The organism is Pseudomonas sp. D47, assembly GCF_045447305.1.
Lineage (GTDB): Bacteria > Pseudomonadota > Gammaproteobacteria > Pseudomonadales > Pseudomonadaceae > Aquipseudomonas.
Window position 1 is genome coordinate 1 of the sequence record NZ_JBJGXU010000082.1, and the last position, 20,655, is coordinate 20,655.

General features: G+C 59.9%; 20 protein-coding genes and 2 pseudogenes. 12 read left to right on the forward strand and 10 right to left on the reverse strand.

From position 1 onward, the window contains the following. Positions 1–112: 112 nt before the first annotated feature. Both pnuC and ACI77I_RS29155 read left to right on the forward strand, forming a co-directional pair. Positions 113–676, forward strand: coding sequence for a nicotinamide riboside transporter PnuC (pnuC, locus tag ACI77I_RS29150; protein WP_406999610.1), 564 nt, complete (start codon positions 113–115; stop codon positions 674–676). Next, positions 673–1,197, forward strand: coding sequence for an AAA family ATPase (locus ACI77I_RS29155; RefSeq protein ID WP_094952476.1), 525 nt, complete (start codon positions 673–675; stop codon positions 1,195–1,197). The genes pnuC and ACI77I_RS29155 overlap by 4 nt, the downstream gene beginning before the upstream one ends. Before the next feature lie 178 nt (positions 1,198–1,375). Here ACI77I_RS29155 and ggt read toward each other — a convergent pair whose 3' ends face one another. Beyond that, positions 1,376–3,100, reverse strand: coding sequence for a gamma-glutamyltransferase (ggt, locus tag ACI77I_RS29160; protein ID WP_094952477.1), 1,725 nt, complete (start codon positions 3,098–3,100; stop codon positions 1,376–1,378). Positions 3,101–3,213: 113 nt separating this feature from the next. Between ggt and ACI77I_RS29165 the strand changes: the two are divergent. Next, a pseudogene (locus ACI77I_RS29165) lies at positions 3,214–3,585 on the forward strand (TetR family transcriptional regulator); the annotation flags it as partial. A gap of 137 nt (positions 3,586–3,722) precedes the next feature. On the opposite strand, the gene ACI77I_RS29170 reads toward ACI77I_RS29165, so the two are convergent. Then, positions 3,723–5,111 carry a PLP-dependent aminotransferase family protein gene (locus ACI77I_RS29170; RefSeq protein WP_406999636.1) on the reverse strand — a complete coding sequence of 463 codons (1,389 nt, stop codon included), beginning with the start codon at positions 5,109–5,111 and terminating at the stop codon, positions 3,723–3,725. Positions 5,112–5,258: 147 nt separating this feature from the next. Here ACI77I_RS29170 and ACI77I_RS29175 point away from each other — a divergent pair, with 147 nt between their 5' ends. Genes ACI77I_RS29175 through ACI77I_RS29185 form a run of 3 tightly spaced genes read left to right on the forward strand, consistent with a single transcriptional unit; the run spans position 5,259 to position 6,758 of the window. Continuing rightward, positions 5,259–5,735: a carboxymuconolactone decarboxylase family protein gene (locus tag ACI77I_RS29175; RefSeq protein ID WP_406999612.1), complete on the forward strand. Its 477-nt coding sequence runs from the start codon at positions 5,259–5,261 to the stop codon at positions 5,733–5,735. Next, complete coding sequence (locus tag ACI77I_RS29180) at positions 5,728–6,168, forward strand: N-acetyltransferase family protein (RefSeq protein WP_406999614.1); 441 nt, start codon at positions 5,728–5,730, stop codon at positions 6,166–6,168. The genes ACI77I_RS29175 and ACI77I_RS29180 overlap by 8 nt, the downstream gene beginning before the upstream one ends. After that, the gene (locus tag ACI77I_RS29185) at positions 6,165–6,758 is read left to right on the forward strand and encodes an FMN-dependent NADH-azoreductase (protein WP_406999616.1); all 594 of its coding nucleotides are present in this window, start codon (positions 6,165–6,167) and stop codon (positions 6,756–6,758) included. The genes ACI77I_RS29180 and ACI77I_RS29185 overlap by 4 nt, the downstream gene beginning before the upstream one ends. 45 nt (positions 6,759–6,803) lie before the next feature. Here ACI77I_RS29185 and ACI77I_RS29190 read toward each other — a convergent pair whose 3' ends face one another. Next, entirely contained in the window at positions 6,804–7,247 is a 444-nt protein-coding gene (locus tag ACI77I_RS29190; RefSeq protein WP_406999618.1) for a hypothetical protein, read from the reverse strand. Positions 7,248–7,443: 196 nt separating this feature from the next. Next, on the reverse strand, positions 7,444–11,256 hold the full coding sequence (locus ACI77I_RS29195) for a hypothetical protein (protein WP_406999620.1): 3,813 nt from the start codon (positions 11,254–11,256) through the stop codon (positions 7,444–7,446). A 354-nt stretch (positions 11,257–11,610) separates the two neighbouring features. On the opposite strand from ACI77I_RS29195, the gene ACI77I_RS29200 reads away from it, so the two are divergent. Continuing rightward, positions 11,611–12,756 (forward strand): MalY/PatB family protein, encoded by a 1,146-nt coding sequence (locus ACI77I_RS29200; RefSeq protein ID WP_406999622.1) that lies wholly within the window; start codon positions 11,611–11,613, stop codon positions 12,754–12,756. A gap of 193 nt (positions 12,757–12,949) precedes the next feature. Here the strand turns inward: ACI77I_RS29200 and ACI77I_RS29205 are convergent, their stop codons facing one another. Then, positions 12,950–13,165: a molybdopterin-binding protein gene (locus ACI77I_RS29205; RefSeq protein WP_003173733.1), complete on the reverse strand. Its 216-nt coding sequence runs from the start codon at positions 13,163–13,165 to the stop codon at positions 12,950–12,952. A gap of 335 nt (positions 13,166–13,500) precedes the next feature. Between ACI77I_RS29205 and ACI77I_RS29210 the strand changes: the two genes are divergently transcribed. From ACI77I_RS29210 to ACI77I_RS29220, 3 genes are read left to right on the forward strand one after another with little or no spacing between them, the layout of a single operon-like run. Continuing rightward, positions 13,501–14,472 (forward strand): aliphatic sulfonate ABC transporter substrate-binding protein, encoded by a 972-nt coding sequence (locus ACI77I_RS29210; RefSeq protein WP_242155924.1) that lies wholly within the window; start codon positions 13,501–13,503, stop codon positions 14,470–14,472. Positions 14,473–14,482: 10 nt separating this feature from the next. Beyond that, positions 14,483–15,310, forward strand: a complete 828-nt coding sequence (locus tag ACI77I_RS29215) for an ABC transporter permease (RefSeq protein WP_406999624.1) — start codon at positions 14,483–14,485, stop codon at positions 15,308–15,310. Then, positions 15,307–16,023 (forward strand): ABC transporter ATP-binding protein, encoded by a 717-nt coding sequence (locus ACI77I_RS29220; protein ID WP_406999626.1) that lies wholly within the window; start codon positions 15,307–15,309, stop codon positions 16,021–16,023. The genes ACI77I_RS29215 and ACI77I_RS29220 overlap by 4 nt, the downstream gene beginning before the upstream one ends. 21 nt (positions 16,024–16,044) lie before the next feature. Here ACI77I_RS29220 and ACI77I_RS29225 read toward each other — a convergent pair whose 3' ends face one another. The 3 genes from ACI77I_RS29225 to ACI77I_RS29235 form a co-directional block, all read right to left on the reverse strand. Next, positions 16,045–16,965, reverse strand: a complete 921-nt coding sequence (locus tag ACI77I_RS29225; protein WP_406999628.1) for a FecR domain-containing protein — start codon at positions 16,963–16,965, stop codon at positions 16,045–16,047. Further along, positions 16,962–17,480: a sigma-70 family RNA polymerase sigma factor gene (locus ACI77I_RS29230; protein ID WP_094953596.1), complete on the reverse strand. Its 519-nt coding sequence runs from the start codon at positions 17,478–17,480 to the stop codon at positions 16,962–16,964. Before ACI77I_RS29230 ends, ACI77I_RS29225 begins: the two co-directional genes overlap by 4 nt. Positions 17,481–17,572: 92 nt before the next feature. Beyond that, positions 17,573–18,190 carry an LpxA family transferase gene (locus tag ACI77I_RS29235; protein WP_406999630.1) on the reverse strand — a complete coding sequence of 206 codons (618 nt, stop codon included), beginning with the start codon at positions 18,188–18,190 and terminating at the stop codon, positions 17,573–17,575. A gap of 113 nt (positions 18,191–18,303) precedes the next feature. On the opposite strand from ACI77I_RS29235, the gene ACI77I_RS29240 reads away from it, so the two are divergent. Next, positions 18,304–19,269 (forward strand): threo-3-hydroxy-L-aspartate ammonia-lyase, encoded by a 966-nt coding sequence (locus tag ACI77I_RS29240; protein ID WP_242155920.1) that lies wholly within the window; start codon positions 18,304–18,306, stop codon positions 19,267–19,269. Positions 19,270–19,297: 28 nt separating this feature from the next. Here ACI77I_RS29240 and ACI77I_RS29245 read toward each other — a convergent pair whose 3' ends face one another. Together ACI77I_RS29245 and ACI77I_RS29250 are read right to left on the reverse strand one after the other, a co-directional pair. Continuing rightward, the gene (locus ACI77I_RS29245) at positions 19,298–19,924 is read right to left on the reverse strand and encodes a transcriptional regulator (protein WP_406999632.1); all 627 of its coding nucleotides are present in this window, start codon (positions 19,922–19,924) and stop codon (positions 19,298–19,300) included. Between the two features lie 106 nt (positions 19,925–20,030). Next, complete coding sequence (locus ACI77I_RS29250) at positions 20,031–20,216, reverse strand: hypothetical protein (RefSeq protein WP_406999634.1); 186 nt, start codon at positions 20,214–20,216, stop codon at positions 20,031–20,033. 271 nt (positions 20,217–20,487) lie between these two features. Here ACI77I_RS29250 and ACI77I_RS29255 point away from each other — a divergent pair. Continuing rightward, positions 20,488–20,655, forward strand: a pseudogene (locus tag ACI77I_RS29255) (ribonucleotide-diphosphate reductase subunit beta); the annotation flags it as partial.

Below are 20,655 nucleotides of genomic sequence, written 5' to 3' on the forward strand. Positions count from 1 at the left end.
CAACCCTAAGCCGCCGTTACCCAAATAACGGATATGTACTCACACCAACGTTTGAAGAAAACTCACCTCTGGTTACAATCACCGCCCTCTCCCACTCTCCCAAGGAACCACCATGTCCGGGCTTGAACTGTTCGCCGCCGCCCTGGGAGTGATTGCCGTCTGGCTGACGGTCAAGCAGAACCCTTGGTGTTGGCCCATCGGCCTGGTCATGGTGTTGCTCTACACCTGGGTATTCTTCGACGTAAAACTCTATTCCGACATGCTCCTGCAAGTGGTCTACGCCGCCCTGCAACTTTACGGCTGGTGGCAATGGACCCGCGCCGGCCAAGTCAAGCAAGGCCGTCAGGTCACCAGCCTCGGCGTACCCGCGATCATCACCAGCCTGGCCATCGGCGCCGTCTTCAGCCTGTTGCTCGGCGCCGCCATGGCCCACTGGACCGACGCCGCTCAACCGTGGCTCGACGCCGCCCTCACCGGCTTCAGCCTGGTGGCGCAAATGTGGATGGCGCAAAAACGCGTGCAGTGCTGGCCGCTGTGGATTGCCGTGGATGTAATTTTCGTCGGGCTGTTCCTCTACAAAGGCCTGTACCTCACCGCCGTGCTCTACGCCCTGTTCACCGTGATCGCCGTGCAAGGCTGGCGTGAATGGCGCGCCGACCCGGCGCTGCGCGCATGAAGGTAGTGGTACTGGCCGGCCCCGAGTCCAGCGGCAAAAGCTGGCTGGCGGCGCAACTGCACGCGCACTTTGGCGGCCTTATGGTGGGCGAATACGTGCGCCATTTCATCGACCACCACCAACGCGACACCACCCTGGCGGACATCCCCGCTATCGCCCGTGGCCAACTGGCCTGGGAAGACGCCGCCCGCGCCGAACAGCCCAACCTACTCGTCCTCGACACCCACCTGCTGACCAACAAGCTGTGGAGCCAAACCCTCTTCGGTGACTACCCGGCGTGGCTGGACAGTGAGCTGCTGGCCCGCCATTACGACCTGCACCTGCTGCTCTCTCCCGAGGATGTGGAGTGGACCGCCGACGGCCAGCGCTGCCAACCGGAACTGGCGGATCGCCGCGCGTTTTTCCAGGGTAGCCTGGAGTGGATCGAGCAGCACCATAAGCCCGCCGTGGTGATTCGCGGCAACTGGGAAGAGCGCCGTGCCCAGGCATTTGAAGCGGTAACGCAACTGCTCAACGCGTAATGCCGACCACCGGATCAACGCAGTCCCTTTCCCTTCGCGCCAGTCAATCTTCTAAAGGAGATTGGCCTATAAACATGCGCATCATTGAAGGTGGCGATTTTCAGCGCGCTCATGGGGCGGGGTCCTTCCAGGGCTCTTGGGGTGGAGCCCGGAAGGTGTGCAGATGCTCAATCAGTCCTTAGTAACCGAGCGACAACCCCGTGTTACGACGCGGGTCGTTAGCCCCGTAGAAGCGATTGTTGCCCACCGGCTTGCCGCCCAGGGACGGCGCCCCCACCAGAATGGCCGCCAAGTGGTTGGCATCCTGAGGGCCGGCAAACTTGTGGCCCCAGCTCTCGAGGATTTTCTGAGTGTCCGGGCTCACCGCGAAGGTTTCGAGGTTGGTGGTCTCAGGCATCCACTGCTGGTGGAAACGCGGCGCATCCACGGCTTCCTGGATGTTCATCTTGTAGTCAATGACATTCAGGATGGTCAGCAAGGTGGCGGTGATAATCCGGCTACCACCGGGCGTACCCACCACCATCACCGCCTTGCCGTCCTTGGTCACAATGGTCGGGCTCATCGACGACAACGGTGCCTTGCCCGGTGCGATGGCGTTGGCTTCGCCCTGGACCAGCCCGTACATGTTCGGCACGCCGACCTTGACGGTGAAGTCGTCCATTTCATCGTTGAGGATCACCCCGGTCTTGCTCGCCATCACGCCGGCACCGAACCAGTCGTTGAGGGTGTAGGTCACCGAAACTGCGTTGCCCCACTTGTCGACGATGGAATAGTGCGTGGTGTTGTTGCCTTCATGGGGCGACACACCCGGCTTGATCGCCTGGGAATCCCCGGCCTTTTGCGGCTCGATGGCAGCGCGCAGCTTGGCGGCGTAGTCCTTGTCCAGCAGGTGGGCAATCGGGTTTTTCACAAAATCCGGGTCGCCGAGGTAGCTGTTACGGTCCACGTAGGCGTGGCGCATCGCTTCGATCTGGTAGTGCAGGCCTTGGGCCGAGTGATAGCCCAGGTCGGCCATTGGGTAGCCTTCGAGGATGTTCATGATCTGGCAGATCACCACGCCGCCCGAGCTGGGTGGCGGTGCCGAGACCACGTGGTAGCCACGGTAATCGCACTCGATGGGCGCCAGTTCACGGGTCTTGTACGTGTCGAGGTCAGCCTGGGTGATGATGCCTTTGCCGGCCTGGCTGGAATCCACCAGCGCCTTGGCGACCCAACCTTTATAGAAGCCGTCGGTGCCCTTGGCGGAGATTTCCTTGAGGGTCTTGGCCAAGTCTTTCTGCACCAACTTCTGGCCGACCTGCATCGGTTGGCCGTTGTGCAGGAAGATCCCGCGCAGGTCTTTGTCTTTTTCAAACTCGCCGGTGGCGGTGTGCAGCAGGTCGATATCACCCTGCTCCAGTTCGAAGCCGTTTTCCGCCAGCTTGATCGCCGGCGCAATCACCTGGGCGCGCTTGAGGGTGCCGTACTTGCTCAGCGCGGCTTCCATGCCGGACACCGTGCCGGGCACGCCGACCGCCAGGTGGCCCTTGGCGCTGAGGCCATCAATGACGTTGCCGTCTTTGTCCAGGTACATGTCGGCGGTGGCCGCCAGCGGGGCTTTTTCGCGGAAGTCGAGGAAGGTCTTGCGCCCGTCCGCCAACTGCACGGTCATGAAGCCGCCGCCACCGAGGTTACCCGCCGCCGGGTACACCACCGCCAACGCATAGCCCACAGCCACGGCCGCATCAACCGCATTACCGCCAGCCTTGAGCACATCCACACCCACATGAGTGGCCAAATGCTGAGCGGTTACTACCATGCCGTTTTCACCGGCCACCGGGGCCTGGGAAGCGGCTTGCACACCGCTGACCGTCAACACCAGGGCGGTGGCGATTAAGGTGCGGCTCAAAGGTTGGTATTTCATCCATGGCTACTCTAGTTATTGAGACGCACCAAAATAGCCCTTCCCGGATTTAATCCCCAGCGCAATGGCGTTTTTATTACAGAACTTGTCGGTCATAGAGCGGGCGCGAAAAGCGTGTCGACTGTATTTCCAAGACAGCCGACTCCAACGACCGCATGCTTTATTACTATTTCTGCAGCAAGGAACACCTGTTCATCTGCGTGCTGGAATACGTCTACGAGCAGTTCAACAAGGCCGAAAGCAAACCCAAGCTGGACCTGGATGCACCGCTGCAGGTGTTGCGCGATCTGGTGGCGTTTATCTAGAACGACTGCGTCAAGCACATGTACTTGATGATTGCTTCGCTGTGCTACTTCTATAGCTCCAACCACCATACGCTCAGCTCGTTTCCGGGTGAGGACCTGGCAGATAAGGGGCAGCAGCAGGATTGGCTGGGGTTTATCCGTGATTTGGTGTTGCGTGGCGTAACACCGATCCCACGGTAGAAACCGGGTCGAACTGTGGGCGCTGGCCTGCCTGCGATGGCATCAACTGGTTATGCCTGATAGACCGAGGTGCCTGCATCGAAGCGGTGCGGCGATCCCGGCGTTGGCCAAAAGTGACCCGCCGTAAGAGTGGAACCCTAAGCCGTCGTTATCGAAGCAACGGATAGACACTGCGCAATAACCCTGTGCAAAACCATCGCCAGATCCGCCGCATCTCGAGCCGTCACCACATTCGTAAACCCCATCACCACCCCCTGCTCCCGCCCCGGCTCCAGCATCCAACCCGACAATGCATGAACAGCCAAACCCGCACGATCAGCCGCCTCGGCAACAACATGATCCGGCACCGAGACCAACAACCGCGCCAGCAGGTTAACCCCCCCAGCCTGCTCATCCACCCGCAAAAACCCCGAGCAATGCACCTCCAGCGCCGCCACCAACAACCCCCGGCGCTGCGCATACAACTGCCGCATCTTCTTCAGATGCCGAGTAAAATGCCCCTGCTCCAAAAAGTCCGCCGCCGTCAGTTGCAACAACTGCGCACTACGCTGCTGCAACCTCTCAGCACTACGCCCAAACGCCTCCACCAAAGAAGCGGGCACCACCCAATACCCCAACCGCAACCCCGGAAACAGCATCTTGCTGAAGCTCCCGGCATAGATCACCCGATCCCCTACATCCTGACTCTTGAGCGCCGCCAACGGCTGCCCCCGGTAGCGAAACTCACTGTCGTAATCATCCTCAACCACCCAACTCCCCTGCTCCCGCGCCCACTCCAGCAAAGCCTGGCGCCGCGCCGGACTCAACGCCACACCCAGCGGGCTCTGATGCGCCGGCGTCACAATTGCCAACCGCGCCTGCCGATCCCTTTGCATCCCACGCTCAACCTCCAACCCCTCACCATCCACCGGCACCGGTACCAGTTCCACGCCTTGATGAACCAACAACCGCCGCGCATGCAAATACCCCGGGTCTTCAAACCAGCAACGCTGCCCCGTCATCTGCAGCGCATCGCACAACAGCGTCAAACACCCCGCATACCCCGCGCACACGAACACCTGCTGCGGCGTGCACTCCACGCCCCGGTACAGCGCAAGGTAGTTGGCAATCGCCACGCGCAAGGCCAGGGCGCCACGTACGTCGCCCATCGCCAGGCTATCGGCATCAGTGCGACGCACTTGTTGAGTGACCAGCCGCGCCCACAGCTTGCGCGGGAACGCATCCAGCGCCGGCAGGCCCATTTGCAGTGGCCTCGGCCCCGGTGCAGTCGACGGCACCACAGGCTGCGGCTTCACGGGCAACTGCGGCAAAGCCCCAGCAATCACGGTGCCGGCCTGCCCACGCGCCTCGAAAAAGCCCTCGCTGACCAGCAACTGATACGCCGCCTCCACCGTCCCCCGCGCCACGTTGAGTTCCAGGGCGAGGCTGCGCACCGACGGCACCCGATCACCCGGGCCAAGTTGGCCCTGGTCGATGGCCAGGCGAAAGCGTCGGTAGATTTCCTGGTATTTGGGCAGTGGTGACATCGCAGGCAGGCTCGGCAGATAGACAACGCCGAGTCTGATCATGTCCCAACCCACTTGTCCAATCATGCCCCTGTTGGGCAGCCGTGCCGCCGCCGAAAATGGCGCATCCCTTATCAGTAAACCTTATTCAACAAACAAGGATCGCCCATGAACCACCGCCTCGATTACGCCTTCGCCGCGCCTGCCGGCTACAAAGCACTGGGCTCGGTGCACAGTTACATCCACGGCTGCGGCCTGGAGAAAGAATTGATCGACCTGGTGTACCTGCGGGTCTCACAACTCAACGGCTGCGCCTATTGCCTGGACTCCCACTCCCGCGACTTGCTCAAGCAAGGCGTGGGCCTGGAAAAAATCATGCTACTGGCCGCCTGGCGCGAGGCATTACCGCTGTTCACGCCACGTGAAAGCGCAGCACTGGCCTGGGCCGAGATCGTCACTCAAGTGGCGCAAACCCAGGTTCCGGATGCCGATTACGCCGAGGCAGCGGCGGTTTTCAACGAAAAAGAAATCGCCGACCTGACCCTGGCGATTTCACTGATGAACGCCTTGAACCGCGTCGCCATCAGCTTTCGCAAAGTACCCGCCGCGATCAAGGCTCATCTGGAGAACCTCAGCTATGAATGAACACGTCGAATTCGTGCCCATGCAAACCCAGGCTGAATGCATCGAAAGCTTTGCGGTGATGCAGCAACTGCGCCCGCACCTGACTGACGCAGCAGCGTTCGCCGAACAAATCCAGCGCCAACAGCAAAACGGCTATCACCTGCTGGCCGCCCGTGAACAGGGCAAGGTGATCGGTTTGGTCGGCTATCGCCTGACGGAAAACACCCTGTACGGGCGTTTTATCTACGTCGATGACCTGGTCGTGGACGCCGCCTTGCAGCGTCGGCGCCTGGGCGAGCAACTGCTTGACCGGGTCCGTGAAGAAACCCGCGCACGCGGCTACCGCTACCTGGTGCTGGATACCGGCATGCACAAGGCCTTGGCCCAGCGTTTCTATTTCCGCCAGGGCTTGCTGCCGCAGGGGATGCACTTTTCCCAGGATTTGAGCCAATGACCCGCGCCCTGCTGCTCAGTTTCAGCCCCCACGGCAAGGCCGCGCAGACCTTCAAGCTGGCACGCGCCCTGCTCAACGAGCAGGTGCCCGATGCCCACGTCACCGAGCGCGACTACGGCGCCCGGGCGCTGCCGCCGCTGACCCGCGAATACGCCAATGCACTTACCACCCCAGGCGGTTTGAGCGGCAGCGCCACGGCCCTATCGGAACAGTTGATCGTTGAGCTGGAAGCCTGCGACCTGCTGGTCCTCTGCACCCCGGTGCACAATTTCACCGTACCCGCGGCGCTCAAGGGCTGGATCGATCATGTGGTGCGCATTGAACGCAGTTTCACGGTGAATGCACAGTTCGAAAAGGTTGGCCTGCTCAAGGACCGGCGTACGTTTGTGCTGGTCAGCTCGGGCAATGTACGCAAAGGGCATGAGCCGGATTTTCTCACGCCCTACATGACCGCCATCCTGTCGACGGTGGGCATCCGCACGGTGGGTTTTGTCTACCTGGGCGCGATGGTGCGCGGTGCAGAAACGGTCAGTCGCGCCGTGGAACAGGCACGCCGGCAGCTGCACGAAACCATCAGCTCTGGCCTATAACAATAATAGCGCTGGGGTCAGCGCCATTATTGCGCCCGCCCGACCTTAAGCTTCAGGCTTGCCACCCCCAACCTTCATACTGCTCACTTGTACAACACGGTTGGATGAGCCCGCTTTGCGCGGGGCATTGATCATCATCATCACGCCGTCATCAGTGATGAATTTCAGCCGGACGTTATCCGCTGTCGAGCCATCGGGATAGGCATTCTTGATCGTCAACAGTCGAGTCTTTCCGGGTGCATCGCCGTTCAATGTTGCGACCAGATCCCCTTCGTGCGTAACGCCCCAATCGCGGATTTGAGCGGCGCTGTAATCCAGCCTGACGACGCTGTCGGCCGGGTCATTGATGGTCACGGGCCGCGGGGCCTTGTTAATGATGTAGGTATTGGCATCACCCTGCCCGACGACGCTGGCGCCACCATTGATCACAATGACGTTCGCGCCTTTACCGGTTAAAACCGTGTCGTTCTTGCCATTGAGCGTCAGCATATTGCTCTGATCATCGCCCTGGACAAAACTTTCCCCATTTTCAACCGTGGCAGCATTGGAAAATGAATGAAAGCGCGCAACGGGCGCCGCGCCGTGAGTGTTCGAGTCAGGGGTATTGACCGCAATCGTACCGGTTTTGAAGTCAATGACATGCCCCAGATAGGTGGCTGTCTTAGGCTCGCGAACGACCGTGTATTTAGTGTTCAGTTCGCCGGAAAAGATCAGTGTGTTTCTGCCGTCCCCCCCCCCAGAACTCGGAACCCTTTTCCCTGACGCCGTTCGCTCCGGCCTCCCGAACTTGCCTGGCTTGCTCCAATGTCTGGCGCGCATCGGCGGTGAAGATGACCGTATCGTCGGCCTCCCCTCCGCTCATCAGTTTTTTGCCACCGCCCAACGAAAAATAATTGGGTTTGGTCTGCACGCCTGACACCGTGTCATCACCGTCGCCCAAGTCCCAGAGCGTGGCTTTTTTCTCCCCGCCAACGCCTTCCACAGGAGGCACCAACTTGCCGTTCCAGGACTCCGGAGGCGCGTTAATACGATCGTTTCCTCCCTGGGTTTTGACGTTCGTGACGGTGCCATCCACTTTGATCAGGTTCAGCAGATAGGTAATGGGGGCCCACCAATGCTGCCCTGTAAGCCCAACACTCCCCGGAATCTGCGTGACCTCAACCTTCACAGAGCCGAATACAACACGCTCAAAAAGGTCCTTGCCTGGCCCCTCCAGAAATTTTTTAAAGCGCTCCCGCTCCGCTGCTTCGTGCTCCTTGGGTATCTTCGCTTCCAAAAAGGGCTTCATAACGTCAAACCCCGGTTCAAAGCCCAGGAACGCCTTCGTACCGAGCGAAAACTTCTGCTGCCCCGTCAGCGGTGTATGTTCATTTATGTTCTCTACGGTACGCACTGCCGAGTAAATCGCCTGGACGCTCATCAAAACCCCCGCCACAATCAGCCCTGCCGGCCCGGCTGCACTAAAGCCCGCCAGATAAGCGGCGGTCAAGGCAATCGAGGTGGCAGCATTGGCGACTGAAAAGGCGCCATTAACGTAGTGATCCTGAGCTTCCTTGCCCGTGCTTTGACCGGCTTTTTTGAACGAATCAACAGCATTGACCACATCAAAAGGCGTGCTGAACACCGTACCGGCGGTACCCGCGACTTTGCCGATCATTTTGCCGATAGTGGCGGTCTGGAAGCTGAGTATGGTGGGCGCAGCCTTGCTGACCGCCTTCTGCGCCACGTTGTTCAGGCCAGCCTCTAGCCCCATGCCGGCATAGTCAGCCGCCACGGCACCGAGGCTTATGGCGCCCGCCGTGGTATCACCACGATTGAAACTGTCGATGGCACTGCGTACCCCTTGAAAGGTACTGAAAGCCTGAAACCCGAGACCCGCGGTGTTCGCCGCGCCTGGTTTATCGGGGGATCCCGGGGAAAAGAAATCCGCGGGGAGCGGCTTGTTGTTGCGCTGCACCTCGCGGATTTCAGCAGCCTGTCTCGACATGTCACGGGCCGATGTTTTCAGGGTCTCAAACATGGCGCTTGCGTCGCCACTGTTGATCATGGGTGGCGCGTTCACACTGCGCTGGGAGGCGATCTCAGTAAACACATCAGAGGCTCTGACATCGTCACCACCCCACTTGAGATACGCCTGGAAGCTCGGATAATCCAGGTGCATTGCGCCCGCTAACTTGCGACCCTCCGGATCGCCGACCAATGGATTTTCCACCGGCTTGCCATTGATGCTGTACCCCATTTTGTACAGTTCGACGCGACTGAATTGTTTTTCACCCACGTTGATCAATGGCCTGGCATCATCGAGTTTTTGCAGGCGCAGCAGTACTGCCTCATCGACGTGCGCAAGCGTCAGCGGCGGTGGTGCGTAAATGGAAGGTGCGACGGGGGTTCTCGGCTTAGGGGCGGTGCCGGGACGCAAAGAGCCGTCTCTGCGCACAGGCGTGGACCCAGTACCTGATGCGGGTGGAGGCGTTAATACCGGCTCAGGCCCTACGGCGCTGCCAGTTGGCGCGAAAATCCTGTCAAGTTCGGCCGTGGTACGCTTATCAAGCGACCCATCGTAGAGCCGCGCGGTGAAGGCTTGCGTCACAAACTCCAGCTGGTTTCTGCCGGCACGTGCACTGAGCGTGGGCCCAGCGGGTTGGAACGTTTGTTTATTGTTAATGACCTCGAGAAAACCTTTGGGGTCCGCTTTGTAATAGCCCAGCGTGCCAAACAGGCCCGCGAGCGATGCAGCTTGCTTATTCGCTAAGGGCGGATCGCCCATGTGTCCGGCAAAAATGCCTACTCGATCGGCAACGGAGTCGCCACGCTCGCCGTGGGTGAAAAAATCGTCACCGATAATCAAGGTGGGCTTTGTGTCGGTTATGCGCAGCTGTGTTTGCGCCTGATCACCGGGGCTGGCAATGATCACTTTGATCTCCCGCCCCACCGCCTGGAAGGTTTGCGGGTCGTGTTGGCTAAGTTTCAATAGCGCAGTATCCACCGCATCAATCACGACTTTGAACATGTCGGGGTCAGCCTTGATATGACTGTGCAGATCAACTTCTACACCCTGCAAGACCTTAACCTGAGACTTGGTTACTGCACCTAACTCACGCTGGGGCAGATCGGCCCGCTGTTTCTCCATACGCTCGAAGGCATAGGGATACCCAACAGGCGCAGCCGCCTCATTGATCACGTTGAGCAACGTTTGCTCAAGTATCTTCATATCCTTTACGAGGGAAGAGTCTGGATGGTGAGCTGTAAATTGTCGGGCGGCCTCCAAGACACTTACCGTGTCATGAAACTGCGACATTCCCTTGGACTCATGCAGTTTTTCCAGGCCCTTTGACACCTTTTGATAATCCGCCAAAGGCGCACCTGCGGGGGCCGGCGCCCTGATGCCAAATTCCCTCGGCGTCGGCACGACAGAGGCATCAATCACCTTTACGTCATCGAGACCGGCCAAAGGAGCGTCATACATAAATCTAATGTCGCTCAAGGTGGGGGCACCCTGCCGAATATAATGGGGATTGAATACACTCATTTGATACTGAGGCCGAAAAGAACTGTCATTAATCGGCTTGTTAAACCCCTTCAGCCTGGCACTGGTAAATACCTTCTTTAATCCTTCGTCAAAAGCCTCCTTGGAAGAAAACTCGATAAAAGCACCGTTCGGATCACTGAAGTAATACGTTCGCTCTTTATCAGGCCCCACGATGACACCGGCAGTTATGCGATGCCCGGAACTGCTGATCAACATCGTTTTTGTCGTAGGCGAATCAGTCAGTTCGGGTGCAATTGCCGTATAGGGGACATCCTTCGAGGTTGTAGGGTCATGCGCACCATTCGGTTCAAACGACAACTGCACCTCGGCAAGCCTACGAAAAAAAACTTGTGACTCAGGCTTGTCGGGGTAGGCAAGGGCCTGATAAATATTACCCAGAAAAATATGCTGTTTGCCCTCTCTCACGGCCAGCGACAACAGATGTGAAATCCCTGCACATTCGCCCTCGCTTAATTGGTTGATCACAGAGAGGTAATAACCTTGAGGCATGGGTGTGACCTTCACGCCGCTGCCCGACAACTCCTTCGAGAACACGCGCGAGTGGTCATGAGACGTGTTGATGAAACGCTGCTCATTGAGACGGGTTAATGCCCCGACTTGTTCTGGCGTTATCGACGGACTCAGCGCCAACCTCATCAGCGCCAAGGCGCTCATCTTGTCAGAGTAACCGGGGATCACTACAGCAGAGGGCCGGTTAAAGCCCTGCATAAATTCGCTGTGCGCAGGCCCCACTTTGGTATCACTGATTTTTTTTATAAAGTGCTTGGGTACTTCAGCGTCCTTGATCTTTTTAGGCTTCGGTGTTTGGCCGGTATCCGTCACATTAGCCGTATCCCTGCGTGACCGAGTGTGAGCAGTTACAGCGGGCTGGTCAGGCACCGAGGCGACGCTCTGGTCAGGTGCGATGGCCGGTAAAAACGGATTAGCAAGCGAAGACAATAGTTGCATGGATAGTTCCGTGTGTAGTTCCGTGTATACATCTATAGGCCCGTCATCCTTGTCAGCGTGAGTCCTGATCAGGCGAACATACAAACTCACTCCACGGGTAACTATCGGATTTATCTGCGCCTTCTTCTGGTGACCTCTTTAAAACAAAAACAGCGCCCACAAAAGTTCGAGGCCCAAGGTCCACCGCCTGGGTTTCGTCTACTTCGGCGCGAGGGTGCGCGGTGAAGAAGCGGTCAGCCGAACCATGGAACAGGCACACCGGCAGCTGTCTGCAACAATCAGCTCTGGCCTATAAAAATAATGGCGCTAGAATCAGCGCCATTCTTGCGCCTGCTTTCCTGACACGAGCCCCCCATGAGCTTTGATTTCGACACGATCCACCCCCGCTTCGGCACCGGCAGCACCAAGTGGAACCGTTACCCGCAAGACGTCTTGCCGATGTGGATCGCCGACATGGATATCGCCGCGCCACCTGCCGTACTGCAAGCCCTGCATGATCGCCTCGACCAGCAAATCCTGGGCTACAGCGTCGCCGGGCCGGACGTACGCGAAGCCATCGTTGCCGACCTCTGGAACAAATACGCCTGGCGCGTACAGCCCGAAGCGCTGTTGTTCCTGCCGGGCGTGGAGCCGGGCTTCAACATGGCCCTGCACGCGTTCGTGCAGCCGGGCCAGCCGGTGGTGCAGCAAACCCCCAACTATCGGCCGATTCGGCTGGCGCCGGGCCACTGGAACCTGCCGCGTATCGAGGTGCCGTTTGAGTGGGCCAACGGTGAGTACGCGACGCCGTTGCCAGCCATGCGCCAAGCGCTGAACGGTGCCGGTGCGCTGCTATTGAGCAACCCGCACAACCCTATCGGCAAGGTCTTCCCGCGCGAAGAACTACTGGCTGTGGCCAACGCCTGCCTGGAAAACGGCACGCTGATCATCAGCGACGAAATCCACGCCGAACTGTGCTTCGACGGCCGCCGCCACATTCCCACCGCCAGCCTCAGCGAGGAAATTGCCCAACGCACCATCACCCTGATGTCGGCGAGCAAAGCCTACAACGTGGCGGGTTTAAAGACCTGCTTCGCGGTGGTGCAAAACGCCGAGGTGCGCGAGCGGTTCAACAACGCGCGCTGCGGCATGGTCGACAGCGTAAGCCCCTTGGGCCTGGAAGCCACTCGCGCCGCCTACAGCCAGTGCGGGGAATGGCTGGACGCGCTGGTGCAGTACCTGCAAGGCAACCGCGACTACTTGCACAATGCCGTGCAAACCCGTCTGCCCGGCGTGGTGATGCATGCGCCGCAAGGCACCTACCTGGCGTGGCTCGATTGCAGCGCGCTGGGCCTGGATGACCCGCAACAATTCTTCCTGGAACAGGCCAAGGTCGGCTTGAGTGCGGGGATAGAGTTCGGCGATGACAGCCAGCAGTTCGTACGCCTGAACTTTGGCTGCCCACGGGCGATGCTCGAAGAAGGTGTGCAGCGCATGGAACGTGCACTGCGTCACCGCTAGGCTTCAATTCACAACGTCGAAAATGTTCGGCCTCAACTGAGGCCCATTAGGCTGGCATCTATCAATGTGGGAGCTGGCTTGCCTGCGATGCAGACACCTCGGTGTATCAGGCATAACGCGTGGATGCCATCGCAGGCAAGCCAGCTCCCACAGAAAAGCAGAACATTGCGGTGCTGCCAGACGAATTCAGGGTTTACAGCTTGGCAATCGACACTTCGGTCGACTTCACAAAGGCAATCACTTCACTGCCCACTTTCAATTCCAGGTCACGCACCGAGCGGGTGGTAATCACTGAGGTGACAATGCCGGACGCGGTTTGCACGTCGATCTCGGACACCACTTCGCCCAGCAGGATCTCCTTGATCACGCCCTTGAACTGATTGCGCACGTTGATCGCTTTAATAGTCATGTCGGCTTTCCTTTTGGCTGTTGGATCAATCCGCACGAATGCGCAGGCCCTCAAAATGCGCTATCCAAACGACCATTAAAAGGAATAAATAACTCTTTATTTATTCGATATTGGTATATGACAGCTGTTCACCTGGCAACAGCTGATCAACAAACTGCCCGCTCCCATCACAGCAATCGCTGCTCAACCCCTAGCAAATACGCCTGCGAACTCAATGGCACAGAGACTGCATCTGCTCCGATCAAAGAAAGCCGACAAAGCATGATGGAACATGCCATTTCAATTTTCTGAATATAAAAAAAGCCTTCTCTCATCGCCTTGCCCGGAGCTGTTCCATGAAACCCTTCACCCAACGCTTACTGGGCGCCTGCGCCCTCGCCCTGTGCCTGCAACCACAGGCCTTCGCTGCCGATACCGATCCCGCGCACGTCAACTTGGATTATGCCTACTACTCACCGGTCAGCCTGGTGCTCAAGCATTTCGGCTGGCTGGAACAAGCCTTACCGCACACCAAAGTCGGCTGGGTCCTAAGCCAGGGCAGCAACCGTTCCCTGGAATACCTCAACAGCGGCGGCGTCGACTTCGCCTCCTCCGCCAGTTTGTCAGCCGTTTTGAGCCGCGCGAATGGCAGCCCAATCAAATCGGTGTATGTCTACAGCCGGGCCGAGTGGACGGCTTTGGTTGTTCGCAAAGACTCACCCTTCAAAAGCGTGACAGACCTCAAAGGCAAGAAAATCGCCGCCACCAAAGGCACCGACCCGTACCTGTTCACCCTGCGCAGCCTGCAGCACGCTGGGCTGAAAAAAGACGATGTCGAGTTGGTGCACCTGCAACACCCGGACGGCCGCACCGCGCTGGAGAAAGGTGACGTGGACGCCTGGGCCGGCCTCGACCCGCACATGGCCGCCAGTGAAATCCAGGCGGGTTCGCGCCTGTTGTACCGCAACAAAGACTTCAACAGCTACGGCGTGATCAGCGTCACCGAGCAGTACGCCAAGGCGCACCCACAGACCATCAGCAAAGTGCTCGGCGCCTATGAAAAAGCCCGCGACTGGGCGGTGAAACACCCGGATGAATTCGCCAAACTGCTCGCCGACGAATCCGGCCTGCCGCTGGAAGTGGCCAAGCTGCAACTGTCGCGCACCGACCTCAGCGCACCGTTGCTGACCGACAAAGATGCAGTGTCATCCAAGGCCGCCGCGCCGATCCTGGTGTCCGAGGAGTTGGTCCGCCGCGGGGTGAATGTGGACCAGGTGATCGACCAGTTGATCGATACTTCGTTCGGCCAGACCTTGCCGAAGCAGTAAGGGGCGCGTGATGACCAGCAAAACCCAAACCGTGCCGCTTGTGGCGCCGGTGGTCATTCACCGCAGTGCCTGGCCACGGCGGCTCAAAGGCCTGGCGTTGCCGGTGCTGATCCTGCTGGTGCTGGAGGTGGTGGTGCGTATCGGCTGGCTGCCGTCGTACCAGATGCCGGCGCCCAGCGAGATCGCCGTAACCCTCACTGACCTGGCTGAAGGCGCGTTGTGGAAACACATCAGCGCCAGCCTGTTGCGGGTGCTGGCGGGCTTCGCCATCGGCGCCGGCCTGGCCCTGGTGTTCGCCGCCTGGGTGGGTTTGAGCCGTGAAGCCGAGGCCTATCTGGAACCGACATTTGCCGGGCTGCGCTCAATTCCGAGCCTGGCCTGGGTGCCGCTGTTGCTGCTATGGCTGGGCATCGATGAAACCTCGAAAATTGTGCTGATTGCGATAGGTGCGTTTTTCCCGGTGTACCTCAATGGCGTCGCGGCGATTCGCGATATCGACCGCAAGCTGGTGGAAGTCGGGCAAATGTACGGCTTCAACCGACGCCGTCTGGTGCGGCGGATTCTGTTGCCCGCCGCCCTGCCCGGCCTGTTTACCGGTTTGCGCAGCGGCCTGAGCCTGGCGTGGATGTTCCTGGTGGCGGCCGAATTGATCGCGGCCACCAAGGGCTTGGGCTATTTGCTCAGTGATGGGCGCGAAACCTCGCGGCCGGACATCGTGCTGGCAGCAATCATCGTGTTGGCGCTGCTCGGTAAAGTCAGTGATGGCGTACTCGCCGCCTTGGAGAAACGCTGCCTGGCTTGGCGTGACACGTTCAACGGCCAAGGTGCGCAGCAATGAGCATGCAGCCTTTATTGGATATTCGCGTGGAGTGTAAAAGCTTCGCCAGCACCACCGTGCTGACCAACGTGCACCTGGCCTTACAGCCGCGCGAAACCGTGAGCCTGCTGGGGCCAAGCGGCTGCGGCAAAAGCACATTGCTGCGCATCGTCGCCGGGCTGGAAAAGGACTTTCAAGGCCAGCTGCGCAGCCCCGAAGGCGAAGTGGCCTTTGTGTTCCAGGAACCGCGGCTGATGCCCTGGCTGACGGTGGAGCAAAACATCGGTTTCAGTGATGACGACCACTATGACCCAGCCTGGGTTACCCAGTTGATCGAGGAAGTCGGTCTGAAGGGCTTCGCCCAGGCACTGCCCAAGGCGTTGTCCGGCGGCATGGCGCAACGGGTGGCGATTGCACGCGGCCTGTATTCGCGTCCGCAGGTGTTACTGCTGGACGAGCCGTTCAGCGCGGTGGATGCCTTCACCCGCATGAAACTGCAGGACTTGCTGCTGCAACTGGCCGAGCACCATGCCATTGCGTTATTGCTGGTGACCCATGACGTGGACGAGGCGCTGTACCTGAGTGACCGAGTGCTGGTGATGGATAATCGGCCGAGCAGCATCCGCCAAGAGCTGGCGGTGGACCTGCCTCACCCACGGGACCGGCGCGACCCGTTACTGGCTCGGCTCAAGGCGCTGTGCCTGACCGAGTTGCAGCGGGCGCATGTGATCTAGGCCGCCCGCCACAACAACTCGTTAAGCCAGTGTGCGGCTCAGCGTCACCCAATACCGCGTCCGCGCGCGCACCTCAAACCCCAGCGTCTGGGACAGCAGCGTCAGGATGCGGTCGGTGTCATCCAAGCGAAAGCTTCCCGTAACCCGCAACGTTTCCAGGCTCGGGTCCCAGCGCAACACACCTGGGCGATAACGCTCCAATTCGCGCAGAAAATCCCCCAGCGGCTGGTTCTGAGCGGTCAACACACCGTCCCGCCAGCCCAGTTGCAGCACATCAAACGGCGCCCAGGCGCCAAGCCCGTGGGCCTCCAAGGGGGCTTGCTGACCACGGCTTAGCGTCGCCACTCGCCCTTGCAGGTCACGCACTTGCACCGCCCCTTTGAGCACCGACACCAGGCAACCGGCCGCCAGCTGCCGCACACACACCTCGGCCTGGCTGACTTCAACGTCGCCGTAGCGGGTTTGCACGCTCATCAACGCTGCGTCCGGCACATTCACCGCCAGTTCACCGTCCACCAAGGTGACGCGCCGCTGTGCAAGATCGACATCCACCGCCGTGGCGGTGTTGAGTTGCAAGCTGCTGCCATCGGCCAACGGCAGGCGTTTGCGCTCGCCCGTGGCGGTATGCAAATCGGCCCGCCACGCGTCGATGGGCAACTGGCGGCTGATCAGCCAGGCCGTCGGCACCAACGCGGCAACCCCCAAGGCACGCTTGAGGATTGCGCGTCGCCCCGGTTGCGAGCGGTCGAGGCTGGCCATCGCCAATGCGTGTGGCAAGTCGCTGAAACGCTGGCGCAGGGATTGGGCTTTCTGCCAGGTCTGTTCGTGGTGGGGATGGCTGTCGCGCCACTGCTGCAACGCTGCGTGGTCACGCTCGGTGGCCGCGCCCGACTCCAGCAAGGCCAGCCACTGGGCGGCGGCACGCGCGACATCGCGGCTCACAACTCCACCAGTAAACAGTGTTCGTAGGCCTGCGCCATGTAGCGCTTCACCGTGCGCTCGGATACGTCGAGCCGTTCGGCGATCTCGCGATACCCCAGGCCTTCCAGCTGGCTCCACAGAAACGCACGGCGCACCAGTACCGGCAAACCGTCGAGCATCTCATCCAACGCTTGCAGGGTTTCCAGCACCAACCAGCGTTGCTCCGGCGACGGCACACAGGTTTCCGGCAGGTTTGCCAGGGCATTCAAGTAAGCCTGCTCAAGGCTACGCCGCTGATGAAAGTTGACCAGCAGGCGCTTGCCAACCGTCACCAGGTACGCGCGCGGCTCCTGCATCTGCGCAATCGGCTGGGCACTGGCCAGCACCCGCAGGAAGGTATCCTGGCTCAGGTCCGCCGCATCCCAGGCATTGCCCAGGCGCCGCCGCAGCCAGCTTTCGAGCCAGCTGCGGTGGTCGCGGTACAAACTCGACAGCGTGTGTTCGGCGGCGTGGGTCGGGACAACAGCATCATTCATGGCAAGCGACCTGCGCGGCGCGAGTGAGTCTCAAATGAGATTCATTCTATTTAATATCGTGCCGACACACCATGCTCTTTTCAACATTACGTTTATGCAGACGCCTCCGCGTCGAACACCTGCCCACGGCCGATGACGCTGGCAGGCGCCAACACCGCGCCCGGCGCCAGCACCGCATTGGCGCCGATTCGGCTTTGATCGCCGAGCAAAGCGCCGAATTTGTCGCAACCGGTGCGCTGCAATTGCCCGTCGATGCGCACCTGCACGTCCTTGTCCTCTCGTTCGTTGCGGTAGTTGGCGACGATGCTGCCGGCCTCCAGATTGATCCCATGGCCGAGCACCGAATCGCCGACAAAATTGAAGTGCGCCAGCTTGCTGCCACTGAACACAAACGACGTTTTCAGCTCGGCGCCGGGGCCGATGATGCAGTGCGCATCCACCCAGCAGCCACCACGCAGCAGCGCGCAGCTGGCGATGAAACACTCGGCACCGATGATCAGCGGGCCTTTGAGCAAAGCGCCGGGTTCTACGGTGGCGGTTCGGTGCACGGCGATTTCATCGTGAATGATGTACTCATCGGCAGGCAGTTCGGCCAGCAACGTACGAACAATGGCGGACGCCTGTGTCACCAGCGCCCAAGGTGCCAGTTCAGCCCACGGCGCCAACGGTGACTGGGCAACGTTGGCGATGTAGTCGGTGAGTCGGATCAACGGCGAACCCTCCAGCAGTCAAAGAAGCTCGAAACGCTAGCATGACCCAACGGAACTTTACTATTTGTCTTGATATGGATATTTTATCCAAACACGCAAACGAGGTCCGTCGCATGCAATTGCCTACCTACCCAGACGTCATCGCCGCCGCCCAGCGCCTGGAGGGCTTCGCGCATCCCACGCCAGTGTTCACCTCGCGCACCCTCAACGCCGAAACCGGCGCTGAAGTCTTCATTAAATGTGAAAACCTGCAACGCACCGGCTCGTTCAAGTTTCGTGGCGCGTTCAATGCCCTGTCGCAGTTTGACGCGCCGCAGCGCAAGGCTGGCGTGGTGGCGTTCTCCTCCGGCAACCACGCCCAGGGTATTGCCCTGGCGGCGCGCTTGCTGGGCATGCCGGCGACGATTGTGATGCCCTCCGATGCGCCGGCCGCCAAGGTCGCCGCCACCCGCGAATATGGCGCCAGTGTGGTGCTGTATGACCGCTTCACTGAAGACCGCGAAGCGATCGGTCGTCGCCTTGCCAACGAGCAAGGGATGACCCTGATCCCGCCCTACGACCACCCGCACATCCTCGCCGGCCAAGGCACGGCCGCCAAGGAGTTGCTGGCGTTCACCGGGCCCTTGGACGCTCTGTTCGTCGGCCTGGGCGGTGGCGGCATGCTTTCAGGCACTGCGCTTTCGACCCGCGCGCTGTCACCGGATTGCCAGCTGTTTGGTGTCGAACCCGAAGCCGGCAACGACGGCCAGCGCTCATTGCGCACCGGCAGCATCGTGCACATCGACACCCCGGCGACCATCGCCGACGGTGCGCAAACCCAGCACCTGGGCAACTTCACTTTCCCGATCATTCGGGACCTGGTGAGCGACATCCTCACCGTCTCCGACGCGCAGTTGGTGGATGCCATGCGGTTTTTCATGCAGCGCATGAAGATGGTGGTGGAACCCACCGGCTGCCTGGGCCTGGCTGCGTTGCGCCAACTGGGCAAGCAGTTCAAGGGCCAACGCGTGGGGATTATCGTCACCGGCGGCAACGTCGATATCCAGCGCTATGCCGCGCTGCTCAGCGAGGCGCCATGAATCGGGTGGAGGTTGAAGCCGTGGCGCGCTACTTGGCGTAGGTGTAGACCGCTGCGCGCGACACGCCCAGGTGCGAGGCCACCGTCTCCATGGCCCGGCGAATGTCCATGCAGCCTGAGTCTTTCAGCTCTTGCAGGAGCAGCCGCCGATCCGCCGTCTTGAGCGCGCGCGGGGTGGTCGCCAGACGCGCGGCGAACTGGTCGATACGCGCGCGAATCACGTCGGCACCGGACGGATCGAGGGACTCGCTGGGCGTGTCGCCACTGACTGAACCAAACTGTTCCAACATGCCCTGCAAGCCTCGGAACAACGAGAGATCGACGTTCATGCACAACGCGGCGACGTACTTGCCGCTGGCGTCCTTGATGCCGATCGACGTGCTCTTGACCTGGCGGCCATCGGCGAATTGATTCTGGTAGTTGGCGATGACTTGCGGGTAGTCCGGGTCGGCAATCCGCGCCAGGCCCAGCTCGGTCGCCGGGTCGCCCGGTTGGCGCCCCGAAAGGTTGTTATGGATGGCCAGGATCGCGTGCTGCGGGTCGCGCAAGTCGTGCAGCACCACTTCGCAGAATGGGCTGAAGGTTTTGCTCAAGCCTTCGGCAATCTGTTCGAGCTGGCTGATCAGGGTGGTTTCTTCGGGCGAGGTGTTTTTCATGCAAGACAACATATCCAGTCTTGGACAAGTCGTCAATTTGGCCGTCATCCCTCATTGTTGATCCGCTGGCCCAGCACCCAGCGTGAGCCCGCGCGCGTTTCCTTTCCTAAAAAGCCCGCTCCATCCTGATGATCTCGATGGAAACCGGGCTGTTGCCACGGCTGAACCTACCCTCGCCGATCTTGCGAAAGCCGAAGGCGGCATTGCACAGGTTTTCGACGGCGTTTTGGTGCACCGCGAAGAGGCTTTCGGCGTCTTCTTGAGTGGCTGGGCGGATCAGATTTTTTTTCATTCCCTTGAGTTTCCGTGTGTGGCCAGTGAACCCAGGCTTTATAGCCGAATGACCGCCTGGCAGCGACCGATGAGCGCCTATCTTGTGCGTTGACCTACTTTGTTACACACCATATAGTGTGCCCACAAACAGAACAGACCACTACATAGTGTGCAGTATCGGTATTTACCGACCACACTACGCGCAGCATTTCAATGCCTAGTAGCCTGCAAACCGCATATTTTTGGACGGGTTCACACGCCGTCAGAACAGATCAGGAAGGAGTATTTCAATGCTGAGTTGGGATGAAGTCGACAACGAAGACACCGGTGCAGCGGTGATCAAGGGCGCCAACGCCGGCCACGCCAGTGAAGCTAACATGGACCGTCTCGACGGTGCCGGCGCCGCTGCCGCGCTGGAAGCGCGCAACGTGACTGCCAACGACTCCGCCGCGATCATC

Excerpts from the sequence above, each read along its gene's own strand:
- ACI77I_RS29155 (WP_094952476.1), top strand. The coding sequence starts at position 673 with ATGAAGGTAGTGGTACTGGCCGGCCCCGAGTCCAGCGGCAAAAGCTGG.
- ACI77I_RS29245 (WP_406999632.1), bottom strand. The coding sequence starts at position 19,924 with ATGAAAAACACCTCGCCCGAAGAAACCACCCTGATCAGCCAGCTCGAA.
- ACI77I_RS29195 (WP_406999620.1), bottom strand. The coding sequence starts at position 11,256 with ATGCAACTATTGTCTTCGCTTGCTAATCCGTTTTTACCGGCCATCGCA.
- ACI77I_RS29180 (WP_406999614.1), top strand. The coding sequence starts at position 5,728 with ATGAATGAACACGTCGAATTCGTGCCCATGCAAACCCAGGCTGAATGC.
- ACI77I_RS29205 (WP_003173733.1), bottom strand. The coding sequence starts at position 13,165 with ATGACTATTAAAGCGATCAACGTGCGCAATCAGTTCAAGGGCGTGATC.
- pnuC (WP_406999610.1), top strand. The coding sequence starts at position 113 with ATGTCCGGGCTTGAACTGTTCGCCGCCGCCCTGGGAGTGATTGCCGTC.
- ACI77I_RS29240 (WP_242155920.1), top strand. The coding sequence starts at position 18,304 with ATGCAATTGCCTACCTACCCAGACGTCATCGCCGCCGCCCAGCGCCTG.
- ACI77I_RS29250 (WP_406999634.1), bottom strand. The coding sequence starts at position 20,216 with ATGAAAAAAAATCTGATCCGCCCAGCCACTCAAGAAGACGCCGAAAGC.
- ACI77I_RS29230 (WP_094953596.1), bottom strand. The coding sequence starts at position 17,480 with ATGAATGATGCTGTTGTCCCGACCCACGCCGCCGAACACACGCTGTCG.
- ACI77I_RS29210 (WP_242155924.1), top strand. The coding sequence starts at position 13,501 with ATGAAACCCTTCACCCAACGCTTACTGGGCGCCTGCGCCCTCGCCCTG.
- ACI77I_RS29215 (WP_406999624.1), top strand. The coding sequence starts at position 14,483 with ATGACCAGCAAAACCCAAACCGTGCCGCTTGTGGCGCCGGTGGTCATT.
- ACI77I_RS29185 (WP_406999616.1), top strand. The coding sequence starts at position 6,165 with ATGACCCGCGCCCTGCTGCTCAGTTTCAGCCCCCACGGCAAGGCCGCG.
- ACI77I_RS29200 (WP_406999622.1), top strand. The coding sequence starts at position 11,611 with ATGAGCTTTGATTTCGACACGATCCACCCCCGCTTCGGCACCGGCAGC.
- ACI77I_RS29190 (WP_406999618.1), bottom strand. The coding sequence starts at position 7,247 with ATGCTGACGCTCAATGGCAAGAACGACACGGTTTTAACCGGTAAAGGC.
- ggt (WP_094952477.1), bottom strand. The coding sequence starts at position 3,100 with ATGAAATACCAACCTTTGAGCCGCACCTTAATCGCCACCGCCCTGGTG.
- ACI77I_RS29220 (WP_406999626.1), top strand. The coding sequence starts at position 15,307 with ATGAGCATGCAGCCTTTATTGGATATTCGCGTGGAGTGTAAAAGCTTC.
- ACI77I_RS29175 (WP_406999612.1), top strand. The coding sequence starts at position 5,259 with ATGAACCACCGCCTCGATTACGCCTTCGCCGCGCCTGCCGGCTACAAA.
- ACI77I_RS29170 (WP_406999636.1), bottom strand. The coding sequence starts at position 5,111 with ATGTCACCACTGCCCAAATACCAGGAAATCTACCGACGCTTTCGCCTG.